The 26,269-nt window shown below is 66.3% G+C and carries 25 protein-coding genes; 8 read left to right on the plus strand and 17 right to left on the minus strand.

The genetic code is table 11. From position 1 onward, the window contains the following. Positions 1-5 precede the first annotated feature (5 nt). The 3 genes from rpoD to rpsU form a co-directional block, all read right to left on the minus strand. On the minus strand, positions 6-2,000 hold the full coding sequence (gene rpoD / locus NX068_RS09055; protein WP_263460940.1) for an RNA polymerase sigma factor RpoD: 1,995 nt from the start codon (positions 1,998-2,000) through the stop codon (positions 6-8). Positions 2,001-2,048: 48 nt separating this feature from the next. Beyond that, positions 2,049-3,899, minus strand: a complete 1,851-nt coding sequence (gene dnaG, locus NX068_RS09060) for a DNA primase (RefSeq protein ID WP_263460941.1) — start codon at positions 3,897-3,899, stop codon at positions 2,049-2,051. A gap of 142 nt (positions 3,900-4,041) precedes the next feature. After that, positions 4,042-4,254 carry a 30S ribosomal protein S21 gene (gene rpsU, locus NX068_RS09065; RefSeq protein ID WP_002924646.1) on the minus strand — a complete coding sequence of 71 codons (213 nt, stop codon included), beginning with the start codon at positions 4,252-4,254 and terminating at the stop codon, positions 4,042-4,044. Between the two features lie 136 nt (positions 4,255-4,390). Here rpsU and tsaD point away from each other — a divergent pair, with 136 nt between their 5' ends. Then, positions 4,391-5,425, plus strand: coding sequence for a tRNA (adenosine(37)-N6)-threonylcarbamoyltransferase complex transferase subunit TsaD (tsaD, locus tag NX068_RS09070; RefSeq protein WP_263460942.1), 1,035 nt, complete (start codon positions 4,391-4,393; stop codon positions 5,423-5,425). Between the two features lie 7 nt (positions 5,426-5,432). Here tsaD and plsY read toward each other — a convergent pair whose 3' ends face one another. After that, positions 5,433-6,038, minus strand: a complete 606-nt coding sequence (plsY, locus tag NX068_RS09075) for a glycerol-3-phosphate 1-O-acyltransferase PlsY (protein ID WP_263460943.1) — start codon at positions 6,036-6,038, stop codon at positions 5,433-5,435. A gap of 136 nt (positions 6,039-6,174) precedes the next feature. Here plsY and NX068_RS09080 point away from each other — a divergent pair, with 136 nt between their 5' ends. Continuing rightward, positions 6,175-6,552 carry a dihydroneopterin aldolase gene (locus tag NX068_RS09080; protein WP_068637491.1) on the plus strand — a complete coding sequence of 126 codons (378 nt, stop codon included), beginning with the start codon at positions 6,175-6,177 and terminating at the stop codon, positions 6,550-6,552. Between the two features lie 164 nt (positions 6,553-6,716). Here NX068_RS09080 and NX068_RS09085 read toward each other — a convergent pair whose 3' ends face one another. Beyond that, positions 6,717-7,085: an H-NS histone family protein gene (locus NX068_RS09085; protein WP_263460944.1), complete on the minus strand. Its 369-nt coding sequence runs from the start codon at positions 7,083-7,085 to the stop codon at positions 6,717-6,719. Positions 7,086-7,116: 31 nt separating this feature from the next. Here NX068_RS09085 and NX068_RS09090 point away from each other — a divergent pair, with 31 nt between their 5' ends. Continuing rightward, entirely contained in the window at positions 7,117-7,251 is a 135-nt protein-coding gene (locus NX068_RS09090; RefSeq protein WP_263460945.1) for a hypothetical protein, read from the plus strand. 32 nt (positions 7,252-7,283) lie between these two features. On the opposite strand, the gene ybaK is transcribed toward NX068_RS09090, so the two are convergent. The 12 genes from ybaK to NX068_RS09150 form a co-directional block, all read right to left on the minus strand. Then, positions 7,284-7,772 carry a Cys-tRNA(Pro) deacylase gene (gene ybaK / locus NX068_RS09095; RefSeq protein WP_263460946.1) on the minus strand — a complete coding sequence of 163 codons (489 nt, stop codon included), beginning with the start codon at positions 7,770-7,772 and terminating at the stop codon, positions 7,284-7,286. 57 nt (positions 7,773-7,829) lie between these two features. Then, complete coding sequence (gene xerD, locus NX068_RS09100) at positions 7,830-8,759, minus strand: site-specific tyrosine recombinase XerD (protein WP_263460947.1); 930 nt, start codon at positions 8,757-8,759, stop codon at positions 7,830-7,832. Then, on the minus strand, positions 8,756-9,247 hold the full coding sequence (locus NX068_RS09105; RefSeq protein WP_263460948.1) for a methylated-DNA--[protein]-cysteine S-methyltransferase: 492 nt from the start codon (positions 9,245-9,247) through the stop codon (positions 8,756-8,758). Before NX068_RS09105 ends, xerD begins: the two co-directional genes overlap by 4 nt. 14 nt (positions 9,248-9,261) lie before the next feature. Beyond that, a complete protein-coding gene (locus NX068_RS09110; RefSeq protein ID WP_263460949.1) occupies positions 9,262-9,840 on the minus strand; it encodes a chalcone isomerase family protein in 579 nt (192 codons plus the stop codon). An 87-nt stretch (positions 9,841-9,927) separates the two neighbouring features. Next, the gene (locus NX068_RS09115; RefSeq protein ID WP_263460950.1) at positions 9,928-11,205 is read right to left on the minus strand and encodes a glutamate-5-semialdehyde dehydrogenase; all 1,278 of its coding nucleotides are present in this window, start codon (positions 11,203-11,205) and stop codon (positions 9,928-9,930) included. A 69-nt stretch (positions 11,206-11,274) separates the two neighbouring features. Continuing rightward, on the minus strand, positions 11,275-12,285 hold the full coding sequence (gene holA / locus NX068_RS09120) for a DNA polymerase III subunit delta (protein WP_263460951.1): 1,011 nt from the start codon (positions 12,283-12,285) through the stop codon (positions 11,275-11,277). 48 nt (positions 12,286-12,333) lie between these two features. Then, positions 12,334-12,888: an LPS-assembly lipoprotein LptE gene (locus NX068_RS09125; RefSeq protein ID WP_263460952.1), complete on the minus strand. Its 555-nt coding sequence runs from the start codon at positions 12,886-12,888 to the stop codon at positions 12,334-12,336. Between the two features lie 10 nt (positions 12,889-12,898). Further along, complete coding sequence (gene leuS / locus NX068_RS09130; protein ID WP_263460953.1) at positions 12,899-15,520, minus strand: leucine--tRNA ligase; 2,622 nt, start codon at positions 15,518-15,520, stop codon at positions 12,899-12,901. 264 nt (positions 15,521-15,784) lie between these two features. Beyond that, positions 15,785-17,818 (minus strand): TonB-dependent receptor plug domain-containing protein, encoded by a 2,034-nt coding sequence (locus NX068_RS09135; protein ID WP_263460954.1) that lies wholly within the window; start codon positions 17,816-17,818, stop codon positions 15,785-15,787. 302 nt (positions 17,819-18,120) lie between these two features. Next, positions 18,121-19,299, minus strand: a complete 1,179-nt coding sequence (locus tag NX068_RS09140; protein ID WP_263460955.1) for a vWA domain-containing protein — start codon at positions 19,297-19,299, stop codon at positions 18,121-18,123. 13 nt (positions 19,300-19,312) lie between these two features. Then, positions 19,313-20,707 carry an EAL and HDOD domain-containing protein gene (locus NX068_RS09145; RefSeq protein WP_263460956.1) on the minus strand — a complete coding sequence of 465 codons (1,395 nt, stop codon included), beginning with the start codon at positions 20,705-20,707 and terminating at the stop codon, positions 19,313-19,315. A gap of 6 nt (positions 20,708-20,713) precedes the next feature. Continuing rightward, a complete protein-coding gene (locus NX068_RS09150; protein WP_263460957.1) occupies positions 20,714-21,565 on the minus strand; it encodes an AAA family ATPase in 852 nt (283 codons plus the stop codon). Between the two features lie 183 nt (positions 21,566-21,748). Between NX068_RS09150 and NX068_RS09155 the strand changes: the two genes are divergently transcribed. From NX068_RS09155 to NX068_RS09175, 5 genes are all read left to right on the plus strand, one after another. Further along, complete coding sequence (locus tag NX068_RS09155) at positions 21,749-22,357, plus strand: c-type cytochrome (RefSeq protein ID WP_263460958.1); 609 nt, start codon at positions 21,749-21,751, stop codon at positions 22,355-22,357. A 34-nt stretch (positions 22,358-22,391) separates the two neighbouring features. Then, a complete protein-coding gene (locus NX068_RS09160; RefSeq protein ID WP_263460959.1) occupies positions 22,392-23,441 on the plus strand; it encodes an RNA methyltransferase in 1,050 nt (349 codons plus the stop codon). Beyond that, on the plus strand, positions 23,438-24,400 hold the full coding sequence (locus NX068_RS09165) for a DNA-3-methyladenine glycosylase 2 (RefSeq protein WP_263460960.1): 963 nt from the start codon (positions 23,438-23,440) through the stop codon (positions 24,398-24,400). Before NX068_RS09160 ends, NX068_RS09165 begins: the two co-directional genes overlap by 4 nt. 101 nt (positions 24,401-24,501) lie before the next feature. Then, positions 24,502-25,140 (plus strand): LysE family translocator, encoded by a 639-nt coding sequence (locus tag NX068_RS09170; protein ID WP_263460961.1) that lies wholly within the window; start codon positions 24,502-24,504, stop codon positions 25,138-25,140. A gap of 64 nt (positions 25,141-25,204) precedes the next feature. After that, positions 25,205-25,915: an aspartate/glutamate racemase family protein gene (locus NX068_RS09175; RefSeq protein ID WP_263460962.1), complete on the plus strand. Its 711-nt coding sequence runs from the start codon at positions 25,205-25,207 to the stop codon at positions 25,913-25,915. Positions 25,916-26,269: the final 354 nt, after the last annotated feature.

Consider the following 26,269-nt stretch of genomic DNA (forward strand, 5'->3'; position numbering starts at 1 on the left):
ACGTCTTACTGGTCGCTGTCGAGGAAGCTGCGCAGCTTCTCGGAGCGGCTCGGGTGACGCAGCTTGCGCAGTGCCTTGGCTTCGATCTGGCGGATGCGCTCGCGGGTGACGTCGAACTGCTTGCCGACTTCTTCCAGCGTGTGGTCGGTGTTCATCTCGATGCCGAAGCGCATGCGCAGGACCTTGGCTTCGCGCGGCGTGAGCGAGTCGAGCACTTCGCCGGTGGCGTCGCGCAGGCCGGAGTACATCGCTGCCTCGGCCGGGGCCAGGGTGGCGGTGTCCTCGATGAAGTCGCCCAGATGCGAGTCGTCGTCGTCGCCGATCGGCGTTTCCATCGAGATCGGCTCCTTGGAGATCTTCATGATCTTGCGGATCTTCTCCTCGGGCATCTCCATCTTCTCGGCCAGGGTCGCGGGATCCGGCTCGGCGCCGGTTTCCTGCAGGATCTGGCGGCTGATGCGGTTCATCTTGTTGATCGTCTCGATCATGTGAACCGGGATGCGGATCGTGCGTGCCTGGTCGGCGATCGAACGGGTGATGGCCTGGCGGATCCACCACGTCGCATAGGTCGAGAATTTGTAGCCGCGGCGGTATTCGAACTTGTCCACCGCCTTCATCAGGCCGATGTTGCCTTCCTGGATCAGGTCGAGGAACTGCAGGCCGCGGTTGGTGTACTTCTTGGCGATCGAGATCACCAGGCGCAGGTTGGCCTCGGTCATCTCGCGCTTGGCGCGGCGCATCTTGGCTTCGCCGGTGGACATCTGGCGGTTGATGTCCTTGAGTTCCTTGAGCGGAATGCCGAGCCTGTCCTGCAGGTCGATGAGCTTCTGCTGCTCTTCGAGCACCGCGGGGTGGGCGCGCAGCAGGTTCTCGGCGTAGTTCTTGCCGGCGGCGATCTCGTTCTTCAGCCACTCGAGGTCGGTCTCGTGGCCCGGGAAGCTCTTGATGAAGTGCTGGCGCGGCATGCCGGAGCGGTCGACGCACAGGCGCAGGATCTGGCGCTCGTGGCCGCGCACCTGCTCGACCATGTGGCGCACCGAGTCGCACAGGCGCTCGATCGCCTTGGCGGTGAAGCGGATGTTGAGCAGCTCGTCCGAGATCTGCTGCTGGAGCAGCAGGTACTGGGTGTCCTGCGAGCCCTTCTTGCCCAGTACGTCCATCTTCTGGGCGTAAAGCTCGCGGATGGCTGCGAAGCGCGCCAGCGAATCGTTCTTGAGCTGCAGCAGCGATGCGGCATTGGCCCGCTCGGCGCTGTCCTCGTCGCCTTCGTCGTCGTCGCCGTCCGATTCGTCGCTTTCGTCGTCGCCCGCCTCGTCCGCGTCGGCGTCGTCATTGCCGTCGTCGCTGGCGGCCTCTTCGCTGCCGGAGTTCGGGTCGATCAGGCCATCGACCAGTTCGTCGATCTTGGCTTCGTCGGCAACGATGCGGTCGACGATCTCGAGCATTTCGGCGATCGTCGTCGGGCAGGCCGAAATGGCCTGGACCATGTGCTTCAGGCCGTCCTCGATGCGCTTGGCGATCTCGATCTCGCCTTCGCGGGTCAGCAGCTCGACCGTGCCCATTTCGCGCATGTACATGCGCACCGGGTCGGTGGTGCGGCCGAACTCGGAGTCGACCGACGACAGTGCCTGTTCGGCTTCTTCTTCGGCGACGTCCTCGTCGACGTTGCTCGCGACGCTGTCCGACATCAGCAGGTCTTCGGCGGCCGGCGCCTCGTCGTAGACCTGGATGCCCATGTTGTTGAAGGTGGCGATGATGCCTTCGATCTGCTCGGCGTCGGCGACGTCGTCGGGCAGGTGATCGCTGATTTCGGCGTAAGTGAGGTAGCCGCGCTCCTTGCCGAGCGTGATCAGCGTCTTCAGCCGCGTACGCCGGACTTCGGCGTCCAGCGGCGCGGCGACGGGGCTTTCGACGACCTGTGCGGCCTTGTCCTTCGCTTTGGATGTCCGCCCCTTGGGGCTGGTCTTGCGCGGCGAATCCTTGGCTGTTTCGCGTGCCATAGCACTCCTCAGGTGAGGGAGTAAGAAAACGGTAAACCGAAAATTATACTATAAATCCGAGGCTTTCGATGCTTCCGCCAGCTTGCGCTTGTCCATCAGCAGTTCGGCCAGGCGGTGCCGGCCGGCGGCATCGAGGCCGTGCTCGCGGTCGTGGCGGAGCAGGGCATCGATTTCGGTGGAGAGGCTGTCGGCGTGGAGTTTTCGCAGGCTGTCCTCGAACAGGGTCTCGACGATGCTTTCGTCGAATTCGGCGTCGACGAGTTCCGCGGCGACGCGTGACAGTGTTTCGCTGTGAGGGGTGTCGCGGAAGCGTTCGATCAGCGCGCCGAGCCCGCCCGGCGGAATGGGTTCGCCGAGGCTCGTCATGTCGATGATGGCGATCAGGGCGAGGCCTTCCGCGCTGTCCGACGGCACCAGGTCGACCGGCATGCGCGCCGCCCAGGCCGGGTGTTGCATGATCAGCCGCAGCAGGGTGGCGGCGGTCGAGGGCGGTTTGCGGCGGCCGGCGGGACGCATGCCGGCGAGACCGCCGCTGCGCCGCTTGCCCTGGAAGGCGGGGCGGGGAGCGTCTTCCGGGGGCGCCGTCGGCTGCGGCGCACGTTGGCGGCCCTGCCTCGGGTTGGCGGCGATGACGCCGAAGGCGTGCTCCACTTCCTCCTGGGTCAGGCCGCTTTCCTCGGCGACCATCTTGATCACCTGCAGGCGCAGCAGCGGGGCGGCGATGCGGGTGACGAGCGGTGCAGCCTCATGCACGAAGGCGGCGCGGCCTTCGGCCGCATCCATGTCGTGGCGGCTGCGCAACTCCTCGATCAGGAAGCGCGCCAGCGGCTTGGCGCCGGTCGCCGCCTTGCGGAAGGCGTCGGTGCCTTCGGCGCGGACGAAGGAGTCGGGGTCGTGTTCGGCCGGCAGGAACAGGAAGGCCAGCGTCGCATCGTCGCGCAGGGATTCGAGCGCGTTCTCCAGGGCGCGCCAGGCGGCGCGACGGCCTGCAGCGTCGCCGTCGAAGCAGAACACGATGCGGTCGGTCTGGCGCAGCAGGGTATGGACGTGCTGCGGCGTGGTGGCGGTGCCGAGGGTGGCGACGGCGTTGGCGATACCGAACTGCGCCAGCGCGACGACGTCCATGTAGCCTTCGACGACGACGGCGAAGCCTGCGTCACGGATCGGCTTCTGTGCCAGGTAGAGACCGTAGAGTTCGCGTCCTTTCTCGAACAGCGGGGTTTCCGGCGAATTCAGGTACTTCGGTTCGCCCTTGTCCAGGATGCGGCCGCCGAAGGCGATGATGCGGCCGCGGCGGTCATGGATCGGAAAGACGATGCGGTCGCGGAAGCGGTCGTAGCGCCGGCCCTGGTCGTTGTCGATGACCAGGCCGGCTTCGGCCAGAATCTTCGCCTGGTAGTCGGGGAAGACTTTCTGCAGTGCCTGCCAGTCGTCGGGGGCGTAGCCGAGGCCGAAGCGCGCGGCGATCTCGCCCGACAGGCCGCGTCGCTTCAGGTAGTCGACGGCGCGGCGGGTGGGTTTGAGCTGATCGCGGTAGAAGCGCGCGGCCAGGTTCATTGCCTCGTACAGGCGTTCGCTGCCGTCGTCCTTGGGGCCGGCGCTGCGCCCGTCGTCCGGGACTTGCAGACCGACCTGGCCGGCGAGCTCCTTGACGGCATCGACGAAGCTGAGGCCGCTGTACTCCATCAGGAAGCCGAGTGCGCTGCCGTGCACGCCGCAGCCGAAGCAGTGATAGAACTGCTTGGACGGACTGACCGAGAACGAAGCGGATTTCTCGCCGTGGAAAGGGCAGCAGGCGAAATAGTTCGCACCGCTCTTCTTCAGCGGGATGTAGCGTTCGATGACGTCGACGATATCGACGCGCGACAGCAGTTCCTGGACGAAGGACTGGGGAATCATCGTACGCGACCGTAGACGAGTTGCGCAGGCGGAAATGCACAACGCCGGCAGAAGATCGTCTCGTTCGATCTCCTTCCGGCGTATGGCCGACTGCCGGGGCAGCCGGCGAGCTCAAGCAGCCGGGCTCCGGCTGCTGCGGCAATCAGTACAGCTTCGGCGGCAGGGTCTGGCTGCGCAGGCGCTTGTGATTGCGCTTCACGGCGGCGGCCAGCTTGCGCTTGCGCTCGGCGGTGGGCTTCTCGTAGAACTCGCGCGAGCGCAGTTCGGTCAGCACACCGGTCTTTTCGATGGTGCGCTTGAAGCGGCGGATCGCAACTTCAAACGGCTCGTTTTCCTTGACGCGGATACCGGGCATTGCGGACTTCCTTGGGTGTCTTGTGGGCAGAAAGACGGCGAATATAAACCACGCCTGTCCGGATGGCAAGGGCCAGGTGCACGGAAAATGTCCGGCGAAGGTTAAAATGGCGCACCGAATCAAACGGATGCAAGCCATGAAAGTGCTGGGAATCGAAAGCTCGTGCGATGAGACCGGCGTCGCGGTGTATGACACCGAGGCCGGACTGCTGGCGCACTGCCTTCATTCGCAGATCGATCTCCACGCGGCCTATGGCGGCGTGGTGCCCGAACTCGCCTCGCGTGACCACATCCGCCGCCTGCCGGTGCTGATGAAGCAGGCGCTGGCGCAGGCCGGGCTGGAAAACCGCGATGTCGACGCCGTGGCCTACACCTCGGGGCCCGGCCTGGCGGGTGCGCTGCTGGTCGGCGCGAGCGTGGCCGAAGCCTTCGCCTTGGCGCGCGGCATTCCCGCGCTGCCGGTCCATCATCTCGAAGGCCACCTGCTGTCGCCGCTGCTGTCGGCCGATCCGCCGCAGTTCCCCTTCGTCGCGCTGCTGGTGTCCGGCGGGCATACCCAGTTGATGCGGGTACGGGGCGTGGGCGATTACGTGCTGTTGGGCGAATCCGTCGATGACGCCGCCGGCGAGGCGTTCGACAAGACCGCCAAGCTGCTCGGCCTGGGCTATCCCGGCGGGCCGCAGCTTGCCCGGCTTGCCGAACAAGGGGTGGCCGGCCGCTTCCGCCTGCCGCGGCCGATGCTGCATTCGGGTGATCTCGATTTCAGCTTCAGCGGCCTCAAGACCGCGGTGCTCAATGTCGTTTCGGGCCCCGACTGGGATCCGGCCGGCATGGCCGATCTGGCCGCGGAGTTTCAGCAGGCAGTGGTCGAGGTGCTGTGCGCGAAGGCGCTGGCGGCACTGAAGAAGACCGGGCTGAAGACCCTGGTCGTGGCAGGAGGCGTCGGCGCCAACCTGCATCTGCGGCAGACGCTGGATGCCGCCCTGCAGCAGCGGGGCGGACGGGTCCATTACCCGGAGCCGGCGCTCTGCACCGACAACGGCGCGATGATCGCTTTCGCCGGCGCGATGCGCCTTGCCGCCGGAGAGGCTGTGGCTGGCGAGCCGTCGGTGCGCATCCGGCCGCGCTGGCCGCTGGCCGAGCTGAAACCGCCGCAGGCGGCAGCAGCCTGAGTGGTTTTTAGTCCGTCTTCGGTTTCTTGCTGCCGCCGATCCTGCCTTCGGTGCCGTCCCGCAGGCGCTGGATGTTGGCGGCGTGGCGCCAGATCAGCAGTGCGGCCATCACCGCCAGCACCAGCACACTCGCTCGCGGTCCGAGGAAGATCAGTCCGGCAACGGGGGCGGCAACGGCAGCCGACAGCGCCGCGGCAGACGAATAGCGGGTGGTGAACGCCACCGCCAGCCAGACCAGCGCGCACAGGATGGCGATGCGCCCATCCACACCGGCAAGCACGCCGAGCGCGGTCGCCACGCCCTTGCCGCCATTGAAGCGCAGGAAAATGGTGAACACATGGCCCAGGAAGGCGGCCAGGCCGGCCAGGGCGGCTTCCTGCGGACCGAAGCCCAGCCGGGTGGCCGCCCATACTGCCAGCCAGCCTTTCAGGCAGTCGCCGATCAGGGTCAGCGCCGCAGCGCCCTTGTTGCCGCTGCGCAGCACATTGGTCGCTCCCGGGTTGCCCGAGCCATAGCGGCGCGGATCCTCCAGGCCGAGCAGCTTGCTGGTAACGACGGCGAAAGGAATCGAGCCGAGCAGATAGGCTCCGAGGAGCAGGGCAATGAGGGACATCTTCGCTCCGCGCCTCTCCGGATCGGAAGAGGCGAATGCATCAAATGTTCAGGACAGCGTGGCGAAAGCGCATCTTCGGCCGCGGCCGGCGTCTGCGCACAGGATAGAATCGCAGCGATTCTAAACGGGAACCAGCATGGATTTCATCTTCATCGAGGAGTTGCGGGTCAAGGCCTGGGTCGGCGTCTATGCACGGGAGAAAACCGGGCAGCAGACGGTCGAACTCAATCTCACCTTCGGCGTTCCGGATACTGCGGCCGAGCGGGACGATATCGCTGACACCATCGATTATGCAGTCGTCACCCAGCGCATTCGTGAGGAACTGGGGCAGCGCCATTTCAATTTGATCGAAAGCCTGGGCGAATTCGTCGTCAAGCTGCTGTTCGATGAGTTCGGCGCGCCCTGGGTGAAACTGCGCGTGGCGAAGATCGGTGTGATGAAGGACGTGCGTCGGGTCGGGGTCTTCATCCAGCGTGGGCGGGACGGCACGGCGCCGCCACCCGCGGAAGTTTGAAGCACGGGTAATTTCACCTGGCGATGGATGCATTCCGCGCATTCATTGGTCCGAATGAATCGGTATTCCGGGCTGCGGCAGGCTTGCCGCCTTGCGTGTTTCGCCGCAGAAAATGAAAAAGCCGGGCTCGTGGGCCCGGCTTTTTCATCGCATGTTCGGCGCACTCAAGCCGCCAGTTCTTCCAGAGGCTTGTCCTGGGCCAGCCAGTCGAGCACCCATTGGGGGCGACGGCCATGGCCGCTCCAGCCCTGCTCGGGATTGGCCGGATTGCGGTACTTGATGACGGAAGGCGTCTTGGCCTTCTTGGCGGTGCCGCGCTTGGCCTTGGTGGCAGACGTCTTGGCCGGTGCCGCGGCGGCAGCGGTAGCGGGGGAGTCGATCAGGTCGTCGAGGGTGAGGCCTTGTTCGGCAACCAGTTTCTGCACCTGTTTCAACAGCGTGCGGCGCGTGGAATCGCTGCGGCGCCGGATTTCAGTCTCGACCTTTGCCTGCAGGCGGCGCAGTTCGGGAAGCGAATAGCTCGAAAGGTCCATGGTGTGTCCTCGTTGGTTGTGCGAGTTGGAATTGGATGAATTCATGCCGGGTCTGGCCGGCAAACAATTGGGCCGGCAAGCAATCGAATCAGCAGTGCCGGGCAGCCACGTCCGGATTCTGCCAGTAATTGCGGCACAATACGATGGTTTTTTGTATTTTGAATGATTCGATTGTGGTGCCCGCGCCATTCGAGGCAATCAATTCGCCACTTCGACCAGTTCGGCCCGCAGGATTCGAAGAATGTCGTGCGGATGAACGCCGACGAGATAGCCGCGGCGGCCGCCATTGATATAGATCAGCGGCAGGTCGAGAATGCTTCTCTCCATGAAGACCGGCATGGCCTTGCGGGTGCCGAAAGGCGAGGTGCCGCCGACGAGGTAGCCCGTATGGCGATTGGCGACTTCGGGTTTGCACGGCTCGATGTGCTTGCGCCCGGTCTGGCGGGCAAGGTCCTTTGTCGAGACTTTGTGGTCGCCATGCATCAGCACGATCAATGGGCGGGCATTTTCGTCTTCCATGATCAGGGTCTTGATCACCGCATGCTCGTCGACATTCAATTCGCGGGAAGAAACGGCGGTGCCGCCGTGTTCCTCGTATTCGTAAAGATGGCTCGAATAGGCCAGGCCGTGCTGTTTCAGGAAACGGGTCGCCGGAGTCTCCGGCGGACGGATATCGTGTCGGCTCATGATCGGAATCCGGGAAAAGCTGGAGAGATGGAGCGGGGCGGGAGAACAGCGCCGCCGTCAGCCCCGAGGGTGATGCCTGGCATGCAGTTGCTTGAGTCTTTCACGTGCCACATGGGTATACACCTGGGTGGTCGAGATGTCGGCGTGGCCGAGCAGCAATTGGACAACGCGTAGATCGGCCCCATGGTTGAGCAAATGGGTCGCAAATGCATGGCGCAGCGTATGGGGGGAAATGCGCTCCTGGGGAATGCCGGCCAGCAGTGCGTTCTGCTTGATGATGCGCCAGAACATCTGCCGTGTCATGCCGCTGCCGAGGCGGGTGACGAAAACTTCGTCGCAACTGCGGCCGGCGAGCAGCGCCGGGCGGGCTTCGCGCAGGTAGCGCACGAGCCAGTCGGCGGCGATTTCGCCGAGCGGCACGAGTCTTTCCTTGCTGCCTTTGCCCATCACCCGCAGCGCGCCCTGGTCCAGGCTGACGGCAAACAGCTTCAGCCCGATCAATTCGGATACGCGCAGCCCGGCGGCGTACAGCACTTCGAGCATGCAGCGGTCGCGCAGGCCCTGCGGCGTGCCGAGGTCGGGCGCGGCGAGCAGTGCTTCGACCTGGGCTTCGCTGAGTGTCTTCGGAAAGCGCTGGCCGGGCAGCGGCGGGTCCAGCATCAGCGTCGGGTCTTCGGCGATCTCGCGGTTCGCGAGCAGATGACGGTAATAGCGCCGCCAGGCAGACAGCAGGCGGCGCTGGCTGGCCGGGCGGGCACGCAGGCTGAATTCGGCCAGATAGGCGGCAAGCTCGCCCGCCCGCGCGCGCGGCAGTGACAGGCCGCGTTCCGCCAGCCAGGCCGCGAACAGGGCGAGGTCGCTGCGGTAGCTGTCGAGGGTGTTGCGCGCGAGACCGTGCTCCAGCCACAGGCTGTCGGTGAAGCGGTCGAGTTCGCTGCGGATTTCGGCGGCCAAGCCGGCTTCGGCAGCGGCCAGGCGCGCCGTCATGTCGCGCCTTCGTGCCTCAGCAGCCAGCGCTTGACGTCGAGCAGCCAGCCGCCGGTGGCGTTGGCGAAGCCGCCGAGGCCGCTGGCCGAGGTGACGCGATGGCAGGGTACGACGAGCGGATAGGGGTTGGCGCCGCAGGCCTGGCCGACCGCGCGTGCCGCGCTGCTGAGCCGGGCCGACAGTTCGCCGTAGGTCCGCGTCCGGCCTGCCGGAATGGCGCTGATCTCCGCCCACACCCGGCGCTGGAACGGCGTGCCGCATTCGCGCAGCGGCAGCGGAAAGGCTTGTTCCGGATGCTCGATCCAGTCGTGCAGGGCTTCGGCTGCGATGCGGGCGGTGTCGTTCGTCGGCGCGCGAAGCGGCGTGTCCGGCGGCAGGAAGACGAGTTCGCCGACGGCGCCGTCGGCTGCGCGGATGCCGAACGGCCCGAAGGGCAGTGCGATCACCGCGTCGAAATCGATGTCCGTCGAGGAGTCCGGAGTTCGCATTGCGCGCCTGCTGTCTATTGTGCGGGTTTCAGCAGGCTCGCCTTGAGGCCGGAGTCGGCCGGCCGCTCGCCCAGCCAGATGCGCAGCAGGGCGGGGTAGAAGGCCGGATCGCTTATGTCGCTGCCCTGCGGCTGGCCGTTGATCAGCAGGCGCGTCGCGCCGCTGGCGAGCCGGTCGAGGATCACTTCGGTGCCGGCCTTGGCTTCGCCGCTGCCCTGCACTGCGGCGAGCAGGGCGTCTATGGAAGGTTTCAGTGCCGCGAGCATTTCGTCGTCATGGTTGCGCTTCAACCCGTCGAGCATCGCGTCGGCGAACTGCTTGCCGTCGAGGTCCCGGATCATGACGATGCGGATGCGCTTCTCGCCGCCGTCCTGCAGGATGTCGGCGCTGCTGGTGCTCGGGCTGCGCAGATAGAGCCCCATCGCATAAACCTTGAAGGTCAGCCGGGTGCGCAGGCCGGCGCCGTTCAGGCTCAGCGTGCCATTGTCGACCTGGGTCTGCGGTGCGAAGTCGATGCCCGCCACTTCCACTGCCTGGGCGAGGCTGGCCGACAGCAAGATGGCGGCCAGCAGGGTACGGACAAGTGCTTTCATCAGGGAAGGCTCCGTCAGAGCGCCTGGAAATCAGGCGCGACTCGGTTGCGTCACTCGCTTGTGTTTCAGTTTCGTCTTACTTGCGTCTTATTTGCGTATCTCGCCGTTGCCGAACACGACCCACTTCTGGCTGGTCAGGCCTTCCAGCCCGACCGGGCCGCGAGCGTGGATCTTGTCGGTGGAAATGCCGATTTCCGCGCCCAGGCCGTATTCGAAGCCGTCGGCGAAGCGGGTGGAGGCATTGACCATCACCGAGGACGAATCCACCTCGCGCAGGAAGCGCATCGCGTGGCTGTAGTTCTCGGTGACGATCGCTTCGGTGTGGCCCGAGCTGTAGCCGTTGATGTGGGCGATCGCCTCGTCGAGGCCGTCCACCAGCTTGATGGCGATGATCGGCGCCAGGTATTCCTCGCGCCAGTCGGCTTCGGTGGCGGCGATGAGCTTGGCGGCGTCGATGCCGGCTTCGCGCAGCAGCGCCAGCGAATCGGCGCAGCAGCGCATCTCGACGCCCTTGCCGGCCAGCATGCGGCCGATTTCGGCGAGATAGATGTCGGCGACGCCGCGCGAGACCAGCAGCGATTCGGCGGTATTGCAGGTGCCGTAGCGCTGGGTCTTGGAATTCTCGACGATGGGCACGACCTTGGCCGGGTCGGCTTCGTCGTCGATATAGACGTGGCAGTTGCCGTCGAGGTGCTTGATCACCGGCACGCGCGCGTCCCTGGAGATGCGCTCGATCAGGCCCTTGCCGCCGCGCGGCACGATGACGTCGACGAACTCGGGCATCGCGATCAGCGCACCCACGGCTTCGCGGTCGGTGGTCTCGACCACCTGCACCGCATGCTCGGGCAGGCCGGCGGCGAGCAGGCCGCTGCGCACGCAGGCGGCGATCGCCCGGTTGGCATTGATCGCCTCCTTGCCGCCGCGCAGGATCGCGGCGTTGCCGGACTTCAGGCACAGCGCGGCGGCGTCGGCGGTGACGTTGGGGCGGGCTTCGTAGATGATGCCGATCACGCCCAGCGGCACGCGCATCTTGCCGAGCTGGATGCCGGACGGGCGGCGCTTGATGTCGGTCATCTCGCCGACCGGGTCGGGTAGCGCGGCGACCTGTTCGAGGCCTTCGGCCATGGCTTCGACGCCCTTGTCGGTCAGCGTCAGGCGGTCGATCAATGCGGGCTCGAGGCCGGCGGCGCGCGCTTCGGCAAGATCTTGCGCATTGGCGGCGAGCAGTGCCTCGCTACGGGCGCGGATCTCGGCGGCCATCGCCAGCAGCGCGGCGTTCTTGGTGGCGGTGGAGGCGGCGGCCAGCACGCGCGAAGCGGCGCGGGCCTGGCGGCCGAGAGTCTGCATGTAGTTCTGGATGTCCATCGCGGTGTCTGGTGAGATGAGGGCGTGGCAGCCCAAAACCCAATTAAAACACCGAACGTCGCCCGCGGGCTATGTGCGGCGTGCCAGCCGCAGCGCCAGCCGCAGGAACTCGTCCCAGATGTCGCCGGCGACCAGGCCCTTGATCATGCGATCGATGCGGGCGGCGTGCATCAGCGCCGCGCGCAGCGCGCCCTGGTTCAGGCGCCCCAGCGCGCGGCCGAGCGTCTGCTGGCGGCGTGGGTCGAAGATGCGTTCGGCCTTGAACAGCGCCGGCAACGGCTGGCCGGCGTCGCGTCCGGCGCACAGGCTGGCCAGCGTGCGGGTTTCGCTGGCCAGCGTCCACAGCACCAGCGGTGGTGCCGCGCCTTCGCCCTTGAGGCCTTCGAGCAGGCGCGCGCAACGCGCCGGCTCGCCTTCGGTCACGGCCTGGCGCAGCATGTCGATGTCGTAGCGGGCGACGTTGAGCACCGCCTCCCGCACCTGCTCCAGGTTCAATGGGCCTTCGGGGTGCAGCAGACCGAGCTTGAGGATCTCCTGGTGGGCGGCGAGCAGGTTGCCTTCGACGTGCTCGGCGATGAAGGCGAGGGCGTCGGCGCTGGCGGTCTGCTTCTGCGCGGCGAGCCGGCGGCCGATCCAGTCGGGCAGGCGCTCGCGTTCGGGCGCATTGAGTTCGACGCAGATGCCGGTTTCCGACACGGCCTTGAACCAGCCGGTCTTGCGCGCCTGCCAGTCGAGCTCGGGCAGCGTGATCAGCGTCAGGGTCTGCGCCGGCAGGCTGGCGGCGTAGCGCTGCAGCGCTTCGCCGCCGTCGCGGCCGGGCTTGCCGCCGGGAATGCGCAGGTCGATCAGCTTGGCACCGCCGAACAGCGACAGGTTGCCGGCGGCGAGCGCCAGCGCATCCCATTTGAAACCCTGGCCGACGACCAGGGTCTCGCGCTCCTCGAAGCCTTGCCGCTTCGCCGCGGCGCGGATCGCGTCGGCGGCTTCGAGTACCAGCAGCGGCTCGTCGCCGTGCAGCAGCCACAGCGGGGCGAGCGCCTTGTCGAGCTGGGCGGTGAGCTGGTCGGGGCGCAGGTTCATGGCGCGTGAGCCGGACGCAGATTCACGGCGTGCTGCCGGTCCGGGCGTTCAGTGCGCGCGCTGCACACTGGCGAGCCGGCGCATCAACTGTTGCAGCAGATCCTGCTGCATGTCGTTGTAGAGCAGGGTTTCTTCCTGCTCCTTGCCCAGCACCTGGGAGTCGTCGAAAGTGTATTCGCGCGCCGCCGAGATCGCCGTGGGTGGAAGCAGCACCGCGCCGCTCTTGTCGAGCAGCTGGAAGCGCAGCGTCTGCGTCAGTTGGTACTCGCGCACCTTGCCTGCGCCGGTCAGGCTGAGAATCTCGCGGCCGCGGTTGTTGGCGAGGATCTGCAGCCGGGCATCGGCCTTTTCAGGGTCGTCCACGACGGTGGTGCTGCCGGTGGTGGCGATCAGCCGGCGCAGGCTGGCGCCCAGTTCCGAAAGCTCGCTGACGTTGATGTGCACCGTGGCGAAATCCAGCTGCTGCGGGCCGCGCAGCTTGAAGCCGCAGCCCGACAGCAGCAGGCCGGCGAGGCCGGCACCGCCGAGCAGCAGGCGCCGCCGGCTGCGCGAGGGCGTGGCGGCGGTGGCGACCGGCAGGGTGGGTATCGAAGCGTGGGGCATGGCCTTGTCCTCAGGCGACGATGTTGACCAGGCGGCCGGGCACGACGACCACTTTCCTGGCCGGCCGGCCTTCCATGAACTTCTGCGCCGCTTCGGAAGCCAGCGCGGCCGCTTCGATGGCGTCCTTGCCCGCATCGGCGGCCACGCGTACGCTGCCGCGCAGCTTGCCGTTGACCTGCAGCATCAGCTCGACCTCGTCCTGCACCAGCGCCGATTCGGCCGCTTCGGGCCACGGCGCGTCCAGGATGTCGTCGCCGAAGCCGCAGTCGCGCCACAGCACGTGGGCGATGTGCGGGCAGATCGGCGACAGCACGCGCAGCAGCATCGACAGGCCTTCGCCGGCCACTTCGGCGGCATCGGCGCCGCTGCGCGGCGCCTTCTCCAGCGCGTTGAGCATCTTCATCGCGCCGGAGGCGACGGTGTTGAACTGCTGCTTGCCGAGGTCGTAGCTGACCTGCTTCAGCACCAGATGCAGCTCGCGGCGCAGCTCGGCCAGCTCGGCCGGCAGCTTGGCCGTGCCCAGCGTCGGGCTGGCCGGCAGCGCCGGGCGCAGCTCGGTGGCGTAGGCGTGGGCGAAGGACCACACCCGCTTCAGGAAGCGGTGCGCGCCTTCGACGCCGGCGTCGTTCCATTCCAGCGTCTGTTCCGGCGGGCTGGCGAACATCATGAAGAAGCGCGCGGTGTCGGCGCCGTACTGCTCGATCAGGGCCTGCGGGTCCACGCCGTTGTTCTTCGACTTCGACATCGTCGTCAGTTCGTGCTCGAGCACGGTGCCGTCGGCCTTCAGCCGGCCGCTGGTGATCTGGCCCTTGGCGTCGCGGACGACCTCGACCTCGCTTTCCCAGTAGTAGTTCTTGCCGCCGCCTTCCGGCTTGTGCAGCCAGGCGTTGTTCAGCACCATGCCCTGGGTCAGCAGGCGGGCGAAGGGCTCCTTGACCGTGGCCAGGCCCATGTCGCGCATCACCTTGGTCCAGAAGCGCGAATACAGCAGGTGCAGGATGGCGTGCTCGATGCCGCCGATGTACTGGTCCACCGGCATCCAGTAGCCGGCGCGCTCGTCGACCATGGCCTTGTCATTGCCGGCCGAGCAGTAGCGGGCGTAGTACCAGCTCGAATCGACGAAAGTGTCCATGGTGTCGGTTTCGCGCTTCGCCGCCGCGCCGCATTTCGGGCAGGCGACGTCGATGAAGTCGCTGCGCTTGAGCAGCGGGTTGCCCGAACCATCGGGGATGCAGTCTTCCGGCAGCACCACCGGCAGTTGCTCGTCGGGCACCGGCACGTCGCCGCAGTGCTCGCAGTGGATGATCGGGATCGGGCAGCCCCAGTAGCGCTGGCGCGACACGCCCCAGTCGCGCAGGCGCCACTGGACCTTCTTCTCGCCGCCGGCGGCGGCGAGGTCGGCGGCGATCGCTTCGATCGCGTCGGCGTAGCCGAGGCCGTCGTAGCGGCCGCTATTGACGCAGATCCCGTCCTTGGAGCCGTACCAGTCGGCCCAGGCCGCGGTCGAGAAAGCGTTGTCGCCGACGGCGATGACCTGCTTGATCGGCAGGCCGTACTTCAGCGCGAAGCCGAAGTCGCGCTCGTCGTGCGCCGGCACGCCCATCACCGCGCCGTCGCCATAGCTCATCAGCACGTAGTTGCCGACCCACAGCGGCACGCGCTCGCCGGTCAGCGGGTGGACGACGCTCAGGCCGGTGGGCAGGCCTTCCTTCTCCATCGTCGCCATGTCGGCTTCCATCACCGAGCCGTGCTTGCACTTCTCGATGAAGGCGGCCAGTTCCGGGTTGTCGCGCGCGGCCTGCGTCGCCAGCGGGTGCTCGGCGGCGACCGCGCAGAAGGTGACGCCCATGATGGTGTCGGCGCGGGTGGTGAACACCCACAGCCTGCCGTCGCCGATCAGCTCGCCGGTCTCGTCGCGGACCTCGTGGCCGAAGGCGAAGCGCACGCCGGTGCTCTTGCCGATCCAGTTCGCCTGCATGGTCCTGACCCGCTCGGGCCAGCCGTCGAGTTCGTCGAGGTCGCCCAGCAGCTCTTCGGCGTACTGGGTGATGGCCAGGTAGTAGCCGGGAATCTCACGCTTTTCGACCACCGCGCCGGTACGCCAGCCGCGGCCGTCGATGACCTGTTCGTTGGCGAGCACGGTCTGGTCGACCGGGTCCCAGTTGACCACCTGGGTCTTCTTGTAGGCGATGCCCTTTTCCAGCATGCGCAGGAACAGCCACTGGTTCCACTTGTAGTAGTCCGGCTGGCAGGTGGCGAGCTCGCGGCTCCAGTCGATGGCGAAGCCGAGCGACTGCAACTGCTGTTTCATGTAGGCGATGTTGTCGTAGGTCCACTTCGCCGGCGGCACCTTGTTCTTGATCGCGGCGTTCTCGGCCGGCAGGCCGAAGGCGTCCCAGCCCATCGGCTGCAGCACGTTGTAGCCCTTCATGCGGTGGAAGCGCGCGAGCACGTCGCCGATGGTGTAGTTGCGCACGTGCCCCATGTGCAGCTTGCCCGACGGGTAGGGGAACATCGACAGGCAGTAGTACTTGGGCCTGCTCGCGTCTTCGGTCGCACGGAAGGCATCGGTGGAGTCCCAGTGCTGCTGGGCGGCCGCCTCGACGGCGGCGGGCTGGTATTTGTCCTGCATGGGTGTGCGTGCGGGCTCGAAAGCGTTGGAAACACGCGAGTATACCGCGAAGCCGGGGCCGGCCGCGAAGCGGGGCGGGCCAGCGGCGCCGGCATCATGCAGACAAAAAAATGGCACCCCGCCAAAGCGGGATGCCGAATCTCCATTGAAGGAGAGGGAGGGAGACGGGAGTGGGGGGGGGGGGGGGGGGGGGGGGGGGGGGGGGGGGGGGGGGGGGGGGGGGGGGGGCGGCCCGGCCGCCCCCCCCCCCCCCCCCGCTGGCGATCAATAACGGATGCGCGCGGTCAGCATGAAGTTGCGGCCTTCTTCCGGGTAGCTGTGCTTCAGTTCGTAGTTCTTGTCGAACAGGTTGCGCGCGGTCAGCGACACGTCGAGATCGGACGTCACCTGGTAGCCGACCCTGAGGTTCGCCAGCGTGTAGGAGCCGGTCTTCACGTCGGCGTTGCCGCTCATGATGTGGGGCGACCAGCGGCTGCTTGCCGACTCGATGTAGGGCATCACGCTGAGCTGGGCCGTCGGCGTCCACTTGGCATAGAGCATGCCGGCATGGCGCGGGATCTCGTTGCGGGTCAGCGTGCTGTTGACCGCGGTCCGATCCAGGTCGATGTCGCTATGGGTGTAGGTGTAGTTGCCGCCGACTTCCAGCGTCGGCTCGATGAAACCGTTGAGCGACAGTTCGACACCCTTGAAGCTGCCCTTGCCGACGTTCTGGTTCTGCGTGTAGAAGCGGCCCGAGCCGGCCGGATATTCGATGTCCACGCCCTGCATCAGGTCGTCGATCTCGTTGTGGAAGAAGGCGATCTCGCCGAACCAGCCGTCGCCGATCCTGTCGGACAGCGCCAGTTCGAAGTTCATCGCCTTCTCCGGCTTCAGGCCGGGGTTCGAGGTGGCACCGCCGAAGCGCGAGCTGAAGCGGTGGAACATCGTCGGCATGCTGATACGGCGCGAAGCCGAGAAATTCAGCCTGCCGGAGTCGCTGTAGCGATAGACCACTGCGCCCTGGTAGTTCCAGGCCGACTTGTCCTTGGTCTCGTACTCGAAGAATTCCGGGTTCTGGCCCTTGCTGAACTGCTCCACCTTCTTGGTATCGCGGGTGTCGTAGCTGACGCCGGCGATCAGGTCGAGCCGGGAGGTGGCATGGAAGGTGTTTTCCAGGCCGAAGGACCAGGTCTCTTCCTCGGCATCCTGCTTGGGCGCGAGGAAGAAGGGCGAGTATTCCTTGTCCTGGCCGGTGTGCTGGTCGTTGCGGTAGTGCACTGCTGCCTTCAGCGTGTTGCGGGTGAACCAGGTCGTGCCGGCTTCCAGCGACAGGCCGTACGAGGTGTCGTCGTAGGTGCTGAGCGTATCGAAGTTGTGCATCATCAGTTCGTTGTCGAACTGGTTGTAATACGCCTTGGTCTTCAGGTAGGTGGTATCGGACAACTGGGTGTGCGACAGCCAGTACAGGCTCCAGACGTCCCATTTGGGCCAGTCCCAGTCGCGGTCGCGATTGCCCGGGCGGGTGCTCAGGATCGCGCTCTTCTCGCCTTCCTGCTTGACGAAGTTGATCGAGTATTCATCGGTGCCGTTGGGGGTGTAGCCCAGCTTCAGGTTCAGGCGCTTGTCGTCCGAGTCGGAACGGTTGCGGTCGCCGCCGTTTTCCATGCTGGTCGACTTGTAGTCGCGCGACATGCGCCAGTGATCGATGTCGCGCTGTTCGAAGCTGGCCTGCCAGTACCAGTCCTGCTGCTTGCCGCCGACATTGGCGTAGTACGTCATGCCGCCGCGCTGGCCGCCTTCGCCCAGCAGCATCGACACCCGGCCTTCGGCCTCGAAGGTCTTGACCGGCTTGCGCGTCACCAGGTTGATCGCGCCGCCCATGCCACCCGGTCCGTTCAGCACCGAGACATAGCCTTTCGAGACCTGGATCTCGGACAGGTCGGGCGTCAGGAAGCGGCCGATATCGATGCGGTTGTCGTAGGGCAGGTAGAGCCGGATGCCGTCCATCATCAGCGGCACGCGCCAGGAATCGTAGCCGCGGATGCGGAAGTTGCCTTCGTTGCGCGAGCCGCTGCCCGGCGAGATGCTGACGCCCGGCAGCAGGTCGAGGGCGTCGAGCAGGTCCTCGCGGCCGAACTCGTCCATCTGTTCGCGGCTGATGGTGCTGGTGCCGACTGCCTGGCTGGCATCATCGGGCCGGCCGGTGACGGTGATCTGGCCCAGCGTGAATACGCGTTCGTCCTGCGCGGCGTGCACGGCGCCGGGGATGGCCAGCGGGAAACACATCGCGATCGAACAGCACAACAGCTTCTTCTTCATGTTCCGGACTCTCCCCTGATGAATCGAAATATTCAACCGTATATAACGGTTGGCAAAAAATGGCGCTCATGGCGGCGCTTCGTACCGGGCCGCGGGCAGGTTAACGATCCACGGCCGATACCGGCTGCATGAAAGCGGCGGGCTGCCGGCTTTCGCAACATTCTGTCAGGAATTGTAATATACGCTTGTATATAACGAATTCAAAGCCAGCCCGCTTGGGGGCCGCAGGCAGAGAGCCGCTTGCAGTGCGGGCGATCCGGTGCCGTCAGTGGTGAGCGCCATTGCGCTGATCCCCAGCCGGCCTAGGTCTTGCGCGACAGCCCCTGCATCGCGCGCGCCAGGCCGTCCAGCGTCAGCGGGTACATGCGCTCGCCCATGATCTGGCGCACGATGCCGATCGACTGGCGGTATTCCCACAGGCGCTCCGGCTCCGGGTTGAGCCAGGCGGCGGCGGGGTAGGCGTCGAGCAGGCGGCGCAGCCAGGTGGCGCCGGCTTCGCTGTTCATGTGCTCGATCGAGCCGTGCGGGTGCAGGATCTCGTAGGGGCTCATGGTGGCATCGCCGACGAAGATCAGCTTGTAGTCCGGGCTGTACTTGTGGATGAGGTCGAGCAGCTGGGTGCGCTCGCTGAAGCGGCGGCGGTTGTCGCGCCAGACACCTTCATATACGCAGTTGTGGAAGTAGAAGTACTCGAGGTGCTTGAACTCCAGTCGGCAGGCGGAGAAGAGCTCCTCGCAGACCTTGACGTGGTCGTCCATCGAGCCGCCGACGTCGAGGAAGAGCAGCACCTTGACCGCGTTGTGGCGCTCCGGGCGCATCAGCAGGTCGAGCCAGCCGGCGTTGCGCGCGGTGGCGGCGATGGTGCCGCCGAGGTCCAGCTCTTCGGCCGCGCCTTCGCGGGCGAAGCGGCGCAGCCGGCGCAGCGCGACCTTGATGTTGCGCGTGCCCAGTTCGACCGAGTCGTCGAGGTTGCGGAATTCACGCTTGTCCCACACCTTGACCGCGCTGCGGTTGCCGGCGGATTCGCCGCCGACGCGGATGCCTTCGGGGTGGGTGCCGCTGTTGCCGAAGGGCGAGCTGCCGCCGGTGCCGATCCACTTGTTGCCGCCCTGGTGGCGGCCTTTCTGTTCGGCCAGGCGCTTGCGGAACTCGTCCATCAGCTTGTCCCAGCCGAGCTTTTCGAGCCGGGCGTGCTCTTCGGGCGTCAGGTGCTTCTTCGCCATCGCGCGCAGCCATTCCTCGGGCAGCTCGGCTTCCAGGCCGGGAATTTCGCTGACGCCCTTGAAGTAGGCGCCGAAAGCCTGGTCGAAGCGGTCGTAGAGCGATTCGTCCTTGATCAGACAGGCGCGCGAAAAGACGTAGAAATCGTCGATCGAGGGTCCGCAGACGTGGTCGCGCAGGCCTTCGAGCAGGGTCAGGAACTCGCGCGTGGAGACGGGCAGCTTGTGTGCCTTCAGATGCAGGAAGAAGTCGATCAGCATCGTCGCGTCCTGTTCACTGCTGGATGTCCATCGCCCACAGCAAGGCCTGGATGTGACAGCGGGAGGCCTGCCTGGGTGTGACGCCGCAGCGTTCGGCGACAGTCTGGAGCTGTTCGCTGTCGGCGCCGCCGCGTTCGCAGGCGATCGCGAGTTCGAGCAGGGGGCGCAGCGGCCCTTGACCGTCGCGCAGCGCCGCCTGCACGTCGGGCGCCAACGCCAGCGGTGCCAGGGCCTTTTCCAGCGGCACCTGCATGATCACGTCGGCGAGCGACAGCAGGCCGACCAGGAAGAGCGATTCGCGCTGCGCCACCGGCTGGTCTTCGGCCAGCAGCTCCATCATGCGCGCGCGAACCAGCGCGGTCTCGAGCGCGGCGGCGGCGCGCCCCTGGCTGCCGTCGGTGCTGCAGGCGAGCAGCACCAGCCAGCGGTACAGGCGGTCGTGGCCCAGCATCACCAGGGTGTGCTCGATCGAGGAAATCGGCTCGGCATGGGGACCAGCCACCGAATTGACGTAGCGCAGCAGGCGCAGCGACAAAGCGCCGTCCTGCTTGAGCATCGCGGCGATCTCGCGGCTGTCGCCGTCCAGGCGCAGGCGGCCGATCAGCGTGGCGATGCGCGCGGTGTTCGGGCCGAGTTCATGCTCGCTCCAGTCCTCGCGGCTGGTGATGAACGGCCCCTGGAACAGGCTGGCACCCAGCTTGAAGGCGAAGCGGAAATCCTCCAGCGAAGGCAGGTCGCGGACCAGCAGGCGTGCCTGCGGCGCGGCGTCGGCAAGCATCTGGCCGAGCTGCAGGCCGCGGCGTGCGTCCAGGGTGGGCGCTCGCAGCACGATCACGTCCGCCTGCGGCAGCAGCGGCACGAACTCGCTGAAGATCATCGGGTCGGGCAGGCCGAAGCGGAAACCCGCCTGGCGCAGTTGCGCCATCGCGCCGCCCAGCGTGTCGACCGCGGGACCGCCGGCTTCGGCGTGGGGCATCGGGATGAGAACGATGTTCCGTGCCGGCAGTTCGGCCAGGCAGGGGTGGGACAGGAAGGAGTCGGGTATCTCGATGAAAGCCAGGCGGTGGCCCAGCAGCCGGCCGATGTCGGCAGTGACGAGGTTGCGTACCAGCACCTCGGCGTAGAGGTGGTGTATCCGCCGGCTGCCGTGGCGGATGCGGTTGCGCGTGCCTTCGTGCAGCATGAACTGGTAGCCGGCGATGCGCTGGTCGCGCCCCAGTACCGCCTCGCGGCACAGATAGGTGACGGTGGCAGCGCCGTCCTCGCCGTGGGCGTCGCCGCCGGCCGCCTCGCGCAGCGGCGCGTTGCGGTTGAGCTGCTCGAAATCCTGGCGCGCGGCCGCCGGTGCGGTGGTCCGGGCGGCGGCGGGACGGCGTCCGAACAGCCAGTCGAGAAGGGCCTTGAACATGCGATGTCAGCGGTTGTTGCGCGCCATCATCACCAGGCGCTCGAACAGGTGCATGTCCTGCTCGTTCTTCAGCAGCGCGCCATGCAGCGGCGGCACCACGGTCTTGCCGTCCTGGCTGCGCAGGGCTTCGGGCGGGATGTCCTCGGCAACGAGCAGCTTGAGCCAGTCGATCAGTTCGGAGGTCGAGGGCTTCTTCTTCAGCCCGGGAATGTCGCGCAGGCCGAAGAAGACTTCCAGCGCCTCGCTCAGCAACTGCTTGCGGAGGGCGGGGAAATGCACATCGACGATGCGCTGCATCGTGTCGCGGTCGGGGAAGCGGATGTAGTGGAAGAAGCAGCGGCGCAGGAAGGCATCGGGCAGCTCCTTCTCGTTGTTCGAGGTGATGAAGACGATGGGGCGGTTGCGCGCCCGCACCGTCTGCCGCGTTTCGTACACATGGAATTCCATGCGGTCGAGCTCGCGCAGCAGGTCGTTGGGGAATTCGATGTCGGCCTTGTCGATCTCGTCGATCAGCACCACGGTCTGCTGCTCGGCCTCGAAGGCCTGCCACAGCACGCCCTTGACGATGTAGTTGGCGATGTCCTTGACGCGGTCGTCGCCCAACTGCGAGTCGCGCAGGCGCGACACCGCATCATATTCGTACAAGCCCTGCTGAGCCTTGGTGGTGGATTTGATGTGCCACTGCAGCAGCGGCAGCCCGAGCGCGGCGGCGACTTCCTCTGCCAGCATGGTCTTGCCGGTGCCGGGCTCGCCCTTGATCAGCAGCGGCCGTTGCAGGCGGATGGCGGCGTTGACCGCCAGCATCAGGTCGGGCGTGGCGACGTAATCGCGGGTACCTTCGAAGCGCAACGTGGACATGCGGGATTCCTCTGATTATTCCCTGACGATTATAAGACTAGCGTTACGAAAAACCGGCGGCGCGTCCGCAGCCCCGGGGGTGTGTTTCTCCCCCGGGCTGTGTTCCAGTCCTGCAGGCACCATGCAGGATTGGATGGGGACGGCCGGAAACGGCTTGTGCAGCACCCCGACGGAGGGCTCGACATGCGGAGACGATATCTGGTTTGCGGCCTGGCGTTCGCGCTCGGTGCCCTGCCTGCAGCGGCAGTCGAAGGCGATGCAGAGGCGGCCAAGGGCAAGATCTCCATGTGCATCGGCTGTCATGGCATCGATGGCTACCGAACCGCTTTCCCCACGGTGTATCCGGTCCCCAAACTGGGCGGTCAGCATCCGGAATACATCATGGCCGCACTGCAGGTGTACAAGTCGGGTGATCGCAGTCACCCCACGATGCAGAGCATTGCCGGCGGCCTGTCCGAGCAGGACATGGCCGACCTCGCCGCCTACTACGGCGCAATGCCCGCCGAATCCGCCGCCGCGCCGGCGCAGGTGAGCGGCAGCCCGCAACGCGGCAAGGAAAAGGCGGAGGTCTGCGCCGCCTGTCACGGCCCCGACGGCAACAGCCCGCTGCCGACCTTCCCGCGCATCGGCGGCCAGCATCCCGAGTATCTGCTGCAGGCGCTGCTCGACTACAAGGCGGGCCGGCGCAAGGACCCGATCATGGCCGTGCAGGTCGAAGCCCTGTCGAAGCAGGACATGGCCGATCTCGCCGCCTGGTTCGGCGCCCAGCAGGGGCTATATACGAAGCGCTGACGGCGCTGCCTGCCGGTGCTAGCATGCCGGCTCCATGCGTATCGAAGATCTTCGCGCCAGCCTGCGGGAGTTGGGCGCCAAACCCTGCCACGAAGACCGCCTGATGCGGGCCTGGCTGCAAGGCCAGCCGCTCGAAGGCGGACCGCGTCCGCTCGAACACTTTCTGCCGCTGGCCGTGCGCCAGGCCTTGTCGGACATCGCCGCCAGGCTCGAAAGCCTGGCGCGCCTGCGTTCACAGCATCCGGGCGAGGATGGCTCCTCGCGCCTGCTGGTCGAACTGGCCGACGGCCAGACCGTGGAAAGCGTGCTGCTGCCGCGCGACGGGCTGTGCGTCTCCACTCAGGTCGGCTGTGCGGTGGGCTGTGTGTTCTGCATGACCGGCAAGGACGGCTTGCTGCGCCAGCTCGGCAGCGCCGAGATCGTCGCCCAGGTGGCGCTGGCGCGCAGCCTGCGCCGGGTGCACAAGGTGGTGTTCATGGGCATGGGCGAGCCGGCCCACAACCTCGACAACGTCGTCGAGGCGATCGAGGTCCTGGGCACCGACGGCGCGATTCCGCACAAGAACCTGGTGTTCTCCACCGTCGGCGATCCGCGCGTGTTCGAGCGCCTGCCGCAGATGCGGGTCAAACCCGCGCTGGCGCTGTCGCTGCACACCAGCCGCGCCGATCTGCGTGCCAGCCTGCTGCCGCGTGCGCCGCGCATGACGCCGGAAGAACTGGTCGAACGCGGCGAAGCCTATGCACGCGCCACCGGTTATCCGATCCAGTACCAATGGACGCTGATCGACGGCATCAACGACGGTGCCGAGGAACTCGAAGGCATCGTCCGCCTGCTGCAAGGCAAGTACGCGGTGATGAACATGATTCCGTTCAATGCCGTGGAAGGCCTGGATTTCCGGCGGCCGAGCTGGGAAAAGGCTGCCGAGATCGCCCGCTGGCTGCACCAGCACCGCATCCTGACCAAGCTGCGGCGCTCCGCCGGGCAGGACGTCGACGCCGGCTGCGGCCAACTGCGGGCGCGCGAAATCAGGATCGGCTTCGCCGCACGCGAGCAGCGGATAAGCAAGCTGAGGGTCGAGGCATGACCCGCCTGAGCGTCCATCTGCCGCTGCCCGCGGGCTTCCGCACGGTGGACGTGCTCGCGTTTCACCGCCGCGACCCGCAGCAGATCGCCGAGCGCATCCTGGACGAAGGGCCGGCGCTTGGGCTCGACAAGGCCTTCGTCTGGGCCGGGCATCCGGCCTGCATGGCCTTCCGCTTCGAGGGCGAGGTCACGGAAGGCGGGGTGCTCCAGTGCGGCCATGTGCGGGTCGAGTGTCTCATCGACGACGCATCCGGCACGACGGGCGGAGCCATGGGGGAGGGCGATCCGGATCAGGCAGCATTCGAAGGCCTCGTGCGCCACATGCTCGGCCTCGATCAGCCGATCGAGGCCTTCGAGCACACCCACGCCGGCCATCCGGAACTGGGGCCGCTGGTCCGGCGCAATGCCGGCCTGCGCATCCCACAGGTGGCGACGCCCTTCGAAGCTCTCAGTTGGGCCATCCTCGGTCAGCAGATCAGCCTGGTCGCCGCGGTCGCACTGCGCCGCAGGCTGATCCAGGCCGCGGACCGGCGCCATTCCTCGGGGCTGATCTGCTACCCGGACGCGACCAGCCTGCTGCAGCTCGATGCCGCCACGCTGCGCGCCGCAGGCTGCTCGCAGACCAAGGCCGATGCGCTGCTCGGGCTCGCCCGCGCGGAGCGGGAGCAGCAGCTCCCGCTCGACGAATGGCTGCGCACCCTGCCGGTCGAGGACATCCGCGCCGGCCTGCTCGCGATCCGCGGCATCGGCCCCTGGACGATCAACTACGCCCTGCTGCGCGGCTTCGGCTGGCTCGACGCTTCGCTGCACGGCGACGTCGCGGTCCGCCGTGGCCTGCGGCGGCTGCTCGGCCGGGAGGATGCGGTCGGCGAGGCGGAAACGCGGCAATGGCTCGAAGCCTTCTCGCCATGGCGTGCGCTGGTTGCGGCGCATCTGTGGACGGTGGCGGCAGGGGGCTGAACCGGTCTCGGTCTGATCCCTACGTATCGGCGGCGAACGGGAGTGCCTGCGGCAGCCACTCCCTGTAAGATCGTTGCGACGCAACCCACGGAAAGACGATCATGGTTCCATTGAACGACCTGCTGCTGTTCGGCGGTGCAGCCTTGCTGATGGTCCTGACGCCGGGACCCAACATGATCTACCTTGTCTCTCGCTCCATCTGTCAGGGCAAGCGAGCCGGGGTGTTGTCACTGTTCGGCGTCATTGCCGGTTTCCTGGTGCACATGTTTGCTGCCGCCATCGGCGTGACGGCCCTCTTCGTGGCTGTTCCGTTCGCATACGAAGCGCTCAAGTGGGCAGGGGCGGCATATCTTCTTTATCTTGCCTGGCAAGCTGTCAGGCCGGGCGCACGCTCGCCGTTCGAGGCTCGCGATCTTCCGGTGGATCCGCCGAGAAAGCTGTTTCTGATGGGATTCATCACCAATCTCCTGAATCCGAAGATCGCCGTCTTCTATCTTTCGATCTTCCCCCAGTTCGTTTCGCCGGAGCACGGCTCGGTATTGGCACAGAGTGTCCAACTGGGGCTTACCCAGATCGTCATCAGCTTCACGGTCAATCTGTGCATCGCGCTGTCCGCTGCCAGGCTGGCCTTGTGGTTCGCCCGCAGCCCTCGCTGGCTGGCTGCTCAACGATACGTCATGGGGACGGTGCTTGCGGGACTGGCTGTCCGGCTGGCAACCGAACAGCGCAAAGCCGCCTAGCTCTGCATCGAGTTCATATACGCACGGCCACGATCGCCATGACATCCTGTGCCGTCCCATCCCGATGAAAACCATCGGCCTGCTCGGTGGCATGAGCTGGGAATCCACCGTTCCCTACTACCGCCAGATCAACGAAACCGTGAAGGCCCGGCTGGGCGGGCTGCACTCGGCGAAGATCGTGCTGTACAGCGTCGACTTCGCCGAGATCGAGCGCCTGCAGCACTGCGGCGACTGGGACGCAGCCGCTGCCGTGCTTGCCGATGCCGCACAGGCACTGGAGCGCGCCGGCGCGGATTTCATCGTGTTATGTACCAACACCATGCACAAGGTCGCCCCCGCCATCGAGGCCGCGGTGAGGATTCCGCTGCTGCACATTGCCGATCCGACGGCGATGGCGATCCGCAGGGCCGGCCTGTCCCGCATCGGCTTGCTCGGCACTCGCTTCACGATGGAGCAGGCCTTTTATCGCGGCCGCCTGGAGGAGCGCCATGGCATCGAAGTGCTCATTCCCGAGCAGGGCGACATCGACGTCGTGCATCGCGTGATCTACGAGGAACTCTGCCTCGGCCGTATCGAGGAGGCGTCGCGGAAGGCGTACCAGAGCGTGATGGCACGCCTCGTCGAGCGCGGTGCACAAGGCATCATCCTGGGATGCACCGAGATTTCGCTGCTGGTGGGAGCACAGGACGCGACGGTTCCGCTGTTCGACACCACGGCGATCCATGCGGGCGCGGCGGCGGAAGTGGCCTTGAGCCACGAAGCGGGTATGCCGTGACTACGCGGTATCGAATCACCGGTACGACGCTGCAATGATGGGAAGCGGATCGCCAGGATGCTCTGCATTTTGCCGTCCGCTGAAGCTTTGCGTCAGGCGCGATGTTGCACTCCATGGCACGGAGAGAATCAATGGATGAGGATCTACAAGAAATGTCCCGAGTGCAGTTCATGGCCGAGGTCGTCAAGCTCGAGAACCAGCCGACGATTCGATTTGACTCTGGCATCAGGCCGCAAGACAAATGAAAATTGAACCCTGGAAAGCCGACATCACCACTCTCTTGTATCTTTAAACCAGACCCGCGCGGTAGAGTTTGACTGCCGTATAGGCAGTCAAACCGGCCGGTGCAGCTTG

The sequence above is a fragment of the Thauera carbonicopians genome, assembly GCF_025699485.1.
Lineage (GTDB): Bacteria > Pseudomonadota > Gammaproteobacteria > Burkholderiales > Rhodocyclaceae > Thauera.

Excerpts from the sequence above, each read along its gene's own strand:
- rpoD (WP_263460940.1), bottom strand. The coding sequence starts at position 2,000 with ATGGCACGCGAAACAGCCAAGGATTCGCCGCGCAAGACCAGCCCCAAG.
- dnaG (WP_263460941.1), bottom strand. The coding sequence starts at position 3,899 with ATGATTCCCCAGTCCTTCGTCCAGGAACTGCTGTCGCGCGTCGATATC.
- rpsU (WP_002924646.1), bottom strand. The coding sequence starts at position 4,254 with ATGCCCGGTATCCGCGTCAAGGAAAACGAGCCGTTTGAAGTTGCGATC.
- tsaD (WP_263460942.1), top strand. The coding sequence starts at position 4,391 with ATGAAAGTGCTGGGAATCGAAAGCTCGTGCGATGAGACCGGCGTCGCG.
- plsY (WP_263460943.1), bottom strand. The coding sequence starts at position 6,038 with ATGTCCCTCATTGCCCTGCTCCTCGGAGCCTATCTGCTCGGCTCGATT.
- NX068_RS09080 (WP_068637491.1), top strand. The coding sequence starts at position 6,175 with ATGGATTTCATCTTCATCGAGGAGTTGCGGGTCAAGGCCTGGGTCGGC.
- NX068_RS09085 (WP_263460944.1), bottom strand. The coding sequence starts at position 7,085 with ATGGACCTTTCGAGCTATTCGCTTCCCGAACTGCGCCGCCTGCAGGCA.
- ybaK (WP_263460946.1), bottom strand. The coding sequence starts at position 7,772 with ATGAGCCGACACGATATCCGTCCGCCGGAGACTCCGGCGACCCGTTTC.
- xerD (WP_263460947.1), bottom strand. The coding sequence starts at position 8,759 with ATGACGGCGCGCCTGGCCGCTGCCGAAGCCGGCTTGGCCGCCGAAATC.
- NX068_RS09105 (WP_263460948.1), bottom strand. The coding sequence starts at position 9,247 with ATGCGAACTCCGGACTCCTCGACGGACATCGATTTCGACGCGGTGATC.
- NX068_RS09110 (WP_263460949.1), bottom strand. The coding sequence starts at position 9,840 with ATGAAAGCACTTGTCCGTACCCTGCTGGCCGCCATCTTGCTGTCGGCC.
- NX068_RS09115 (WP_263460950.1), bottom strand. The coding sequence starts at position 11,205 with ATGGACATCCAGAACTACATGCAGACTCTCGGCCGCCAGGCCCGCGCC.
- holA (WP_263460951.1), bottom strand. The coding sequence starts at position 12,285 with ATGAACCTGCGCCCCGACCAGCTCACCGCCCAGCTCGACAAGGCGCTC.
- NX068_RS09125 (WP_263460952.1), bottom strand. The coding sequence starts at position 12,888 with ATGCCCCACGCTTCGATACCCACCCTGCCGGTCGCCACCGCCGCCACG.
- leuS (WP_263460953.1), bottom strand. The coding sequence starts at position 15,520 with ATGCAGGACAAATACCAGCCCGCCGCCGTCGAGGCGGCCGCCCAGCAG.
- NX068_RS09135 (WP_263460954.1), bottom strand. The coding sequence starts at position 17,818 with ATGAAGAAGAAGCTGTTGTGCTGTTCGATCGCGATGTGTTTCCCGCTG.
- NX068_RS09140 (WP_263460955.1), bottom strand. The coding sequence starts at position 19,299 with ATGCTGATCGACTTCTTCCTGCATCTGAAGGCACACAAGCTGCCCGTC.
- NX068_RS09145 (WP_263460956.1), bottom strand. The coding sequence starts at position 20,707 with ATGTTCAAGGCCCTTCTCGACTGGCTGTTCGGACGCCGTCCCGCCGCC.
- NX068_RS09150 (WP_263460957.1), bottom strand. The coding sequence starts at position 21,565 with ATGTCCACGTTGCGCTTCGAAGGTACCCGCGATTACGTCGCCACGCCC.
- NX068_RS09155 (WP_263460958.1), top strand. The coding sequence starts at position 21,749 with ATGCGGAGACGATATCTGGTTTGCGGCCTGGCGTTCGCGCTCGGTGCC.
- NX068_RS09160 (WP_263460959.1), top strand. The coding sequence starts at position 22,392 with ATGCGTATCGAAGATCTTCGCGCCAGCCTGCGGGAGTTGGGCGCCAAA.
- NX068_RS09165 (WP_263460960.1), top strand. The coding sequence starts at position 23,438 with ATGACCCGCCTGAGCGTCCATCTGCCGCTGCCCGCGGGCTTCCGCACG.
- NX068_RS09170 (WP_263460961.1), top strand. The coding sequence starts at position 24,502 with ATGGTTCCATTGAACGACCTGCTGCTGTTCGGCGGTGCAGCCTTGCTG.
- NX068_RS09175 (WP_263460962.1), top strand. The coding sequence starts at position 25,205 with ATGAAAACCATCGGCCTGCTCGGTGGCATGAGCTGGGAATCCACCGTT.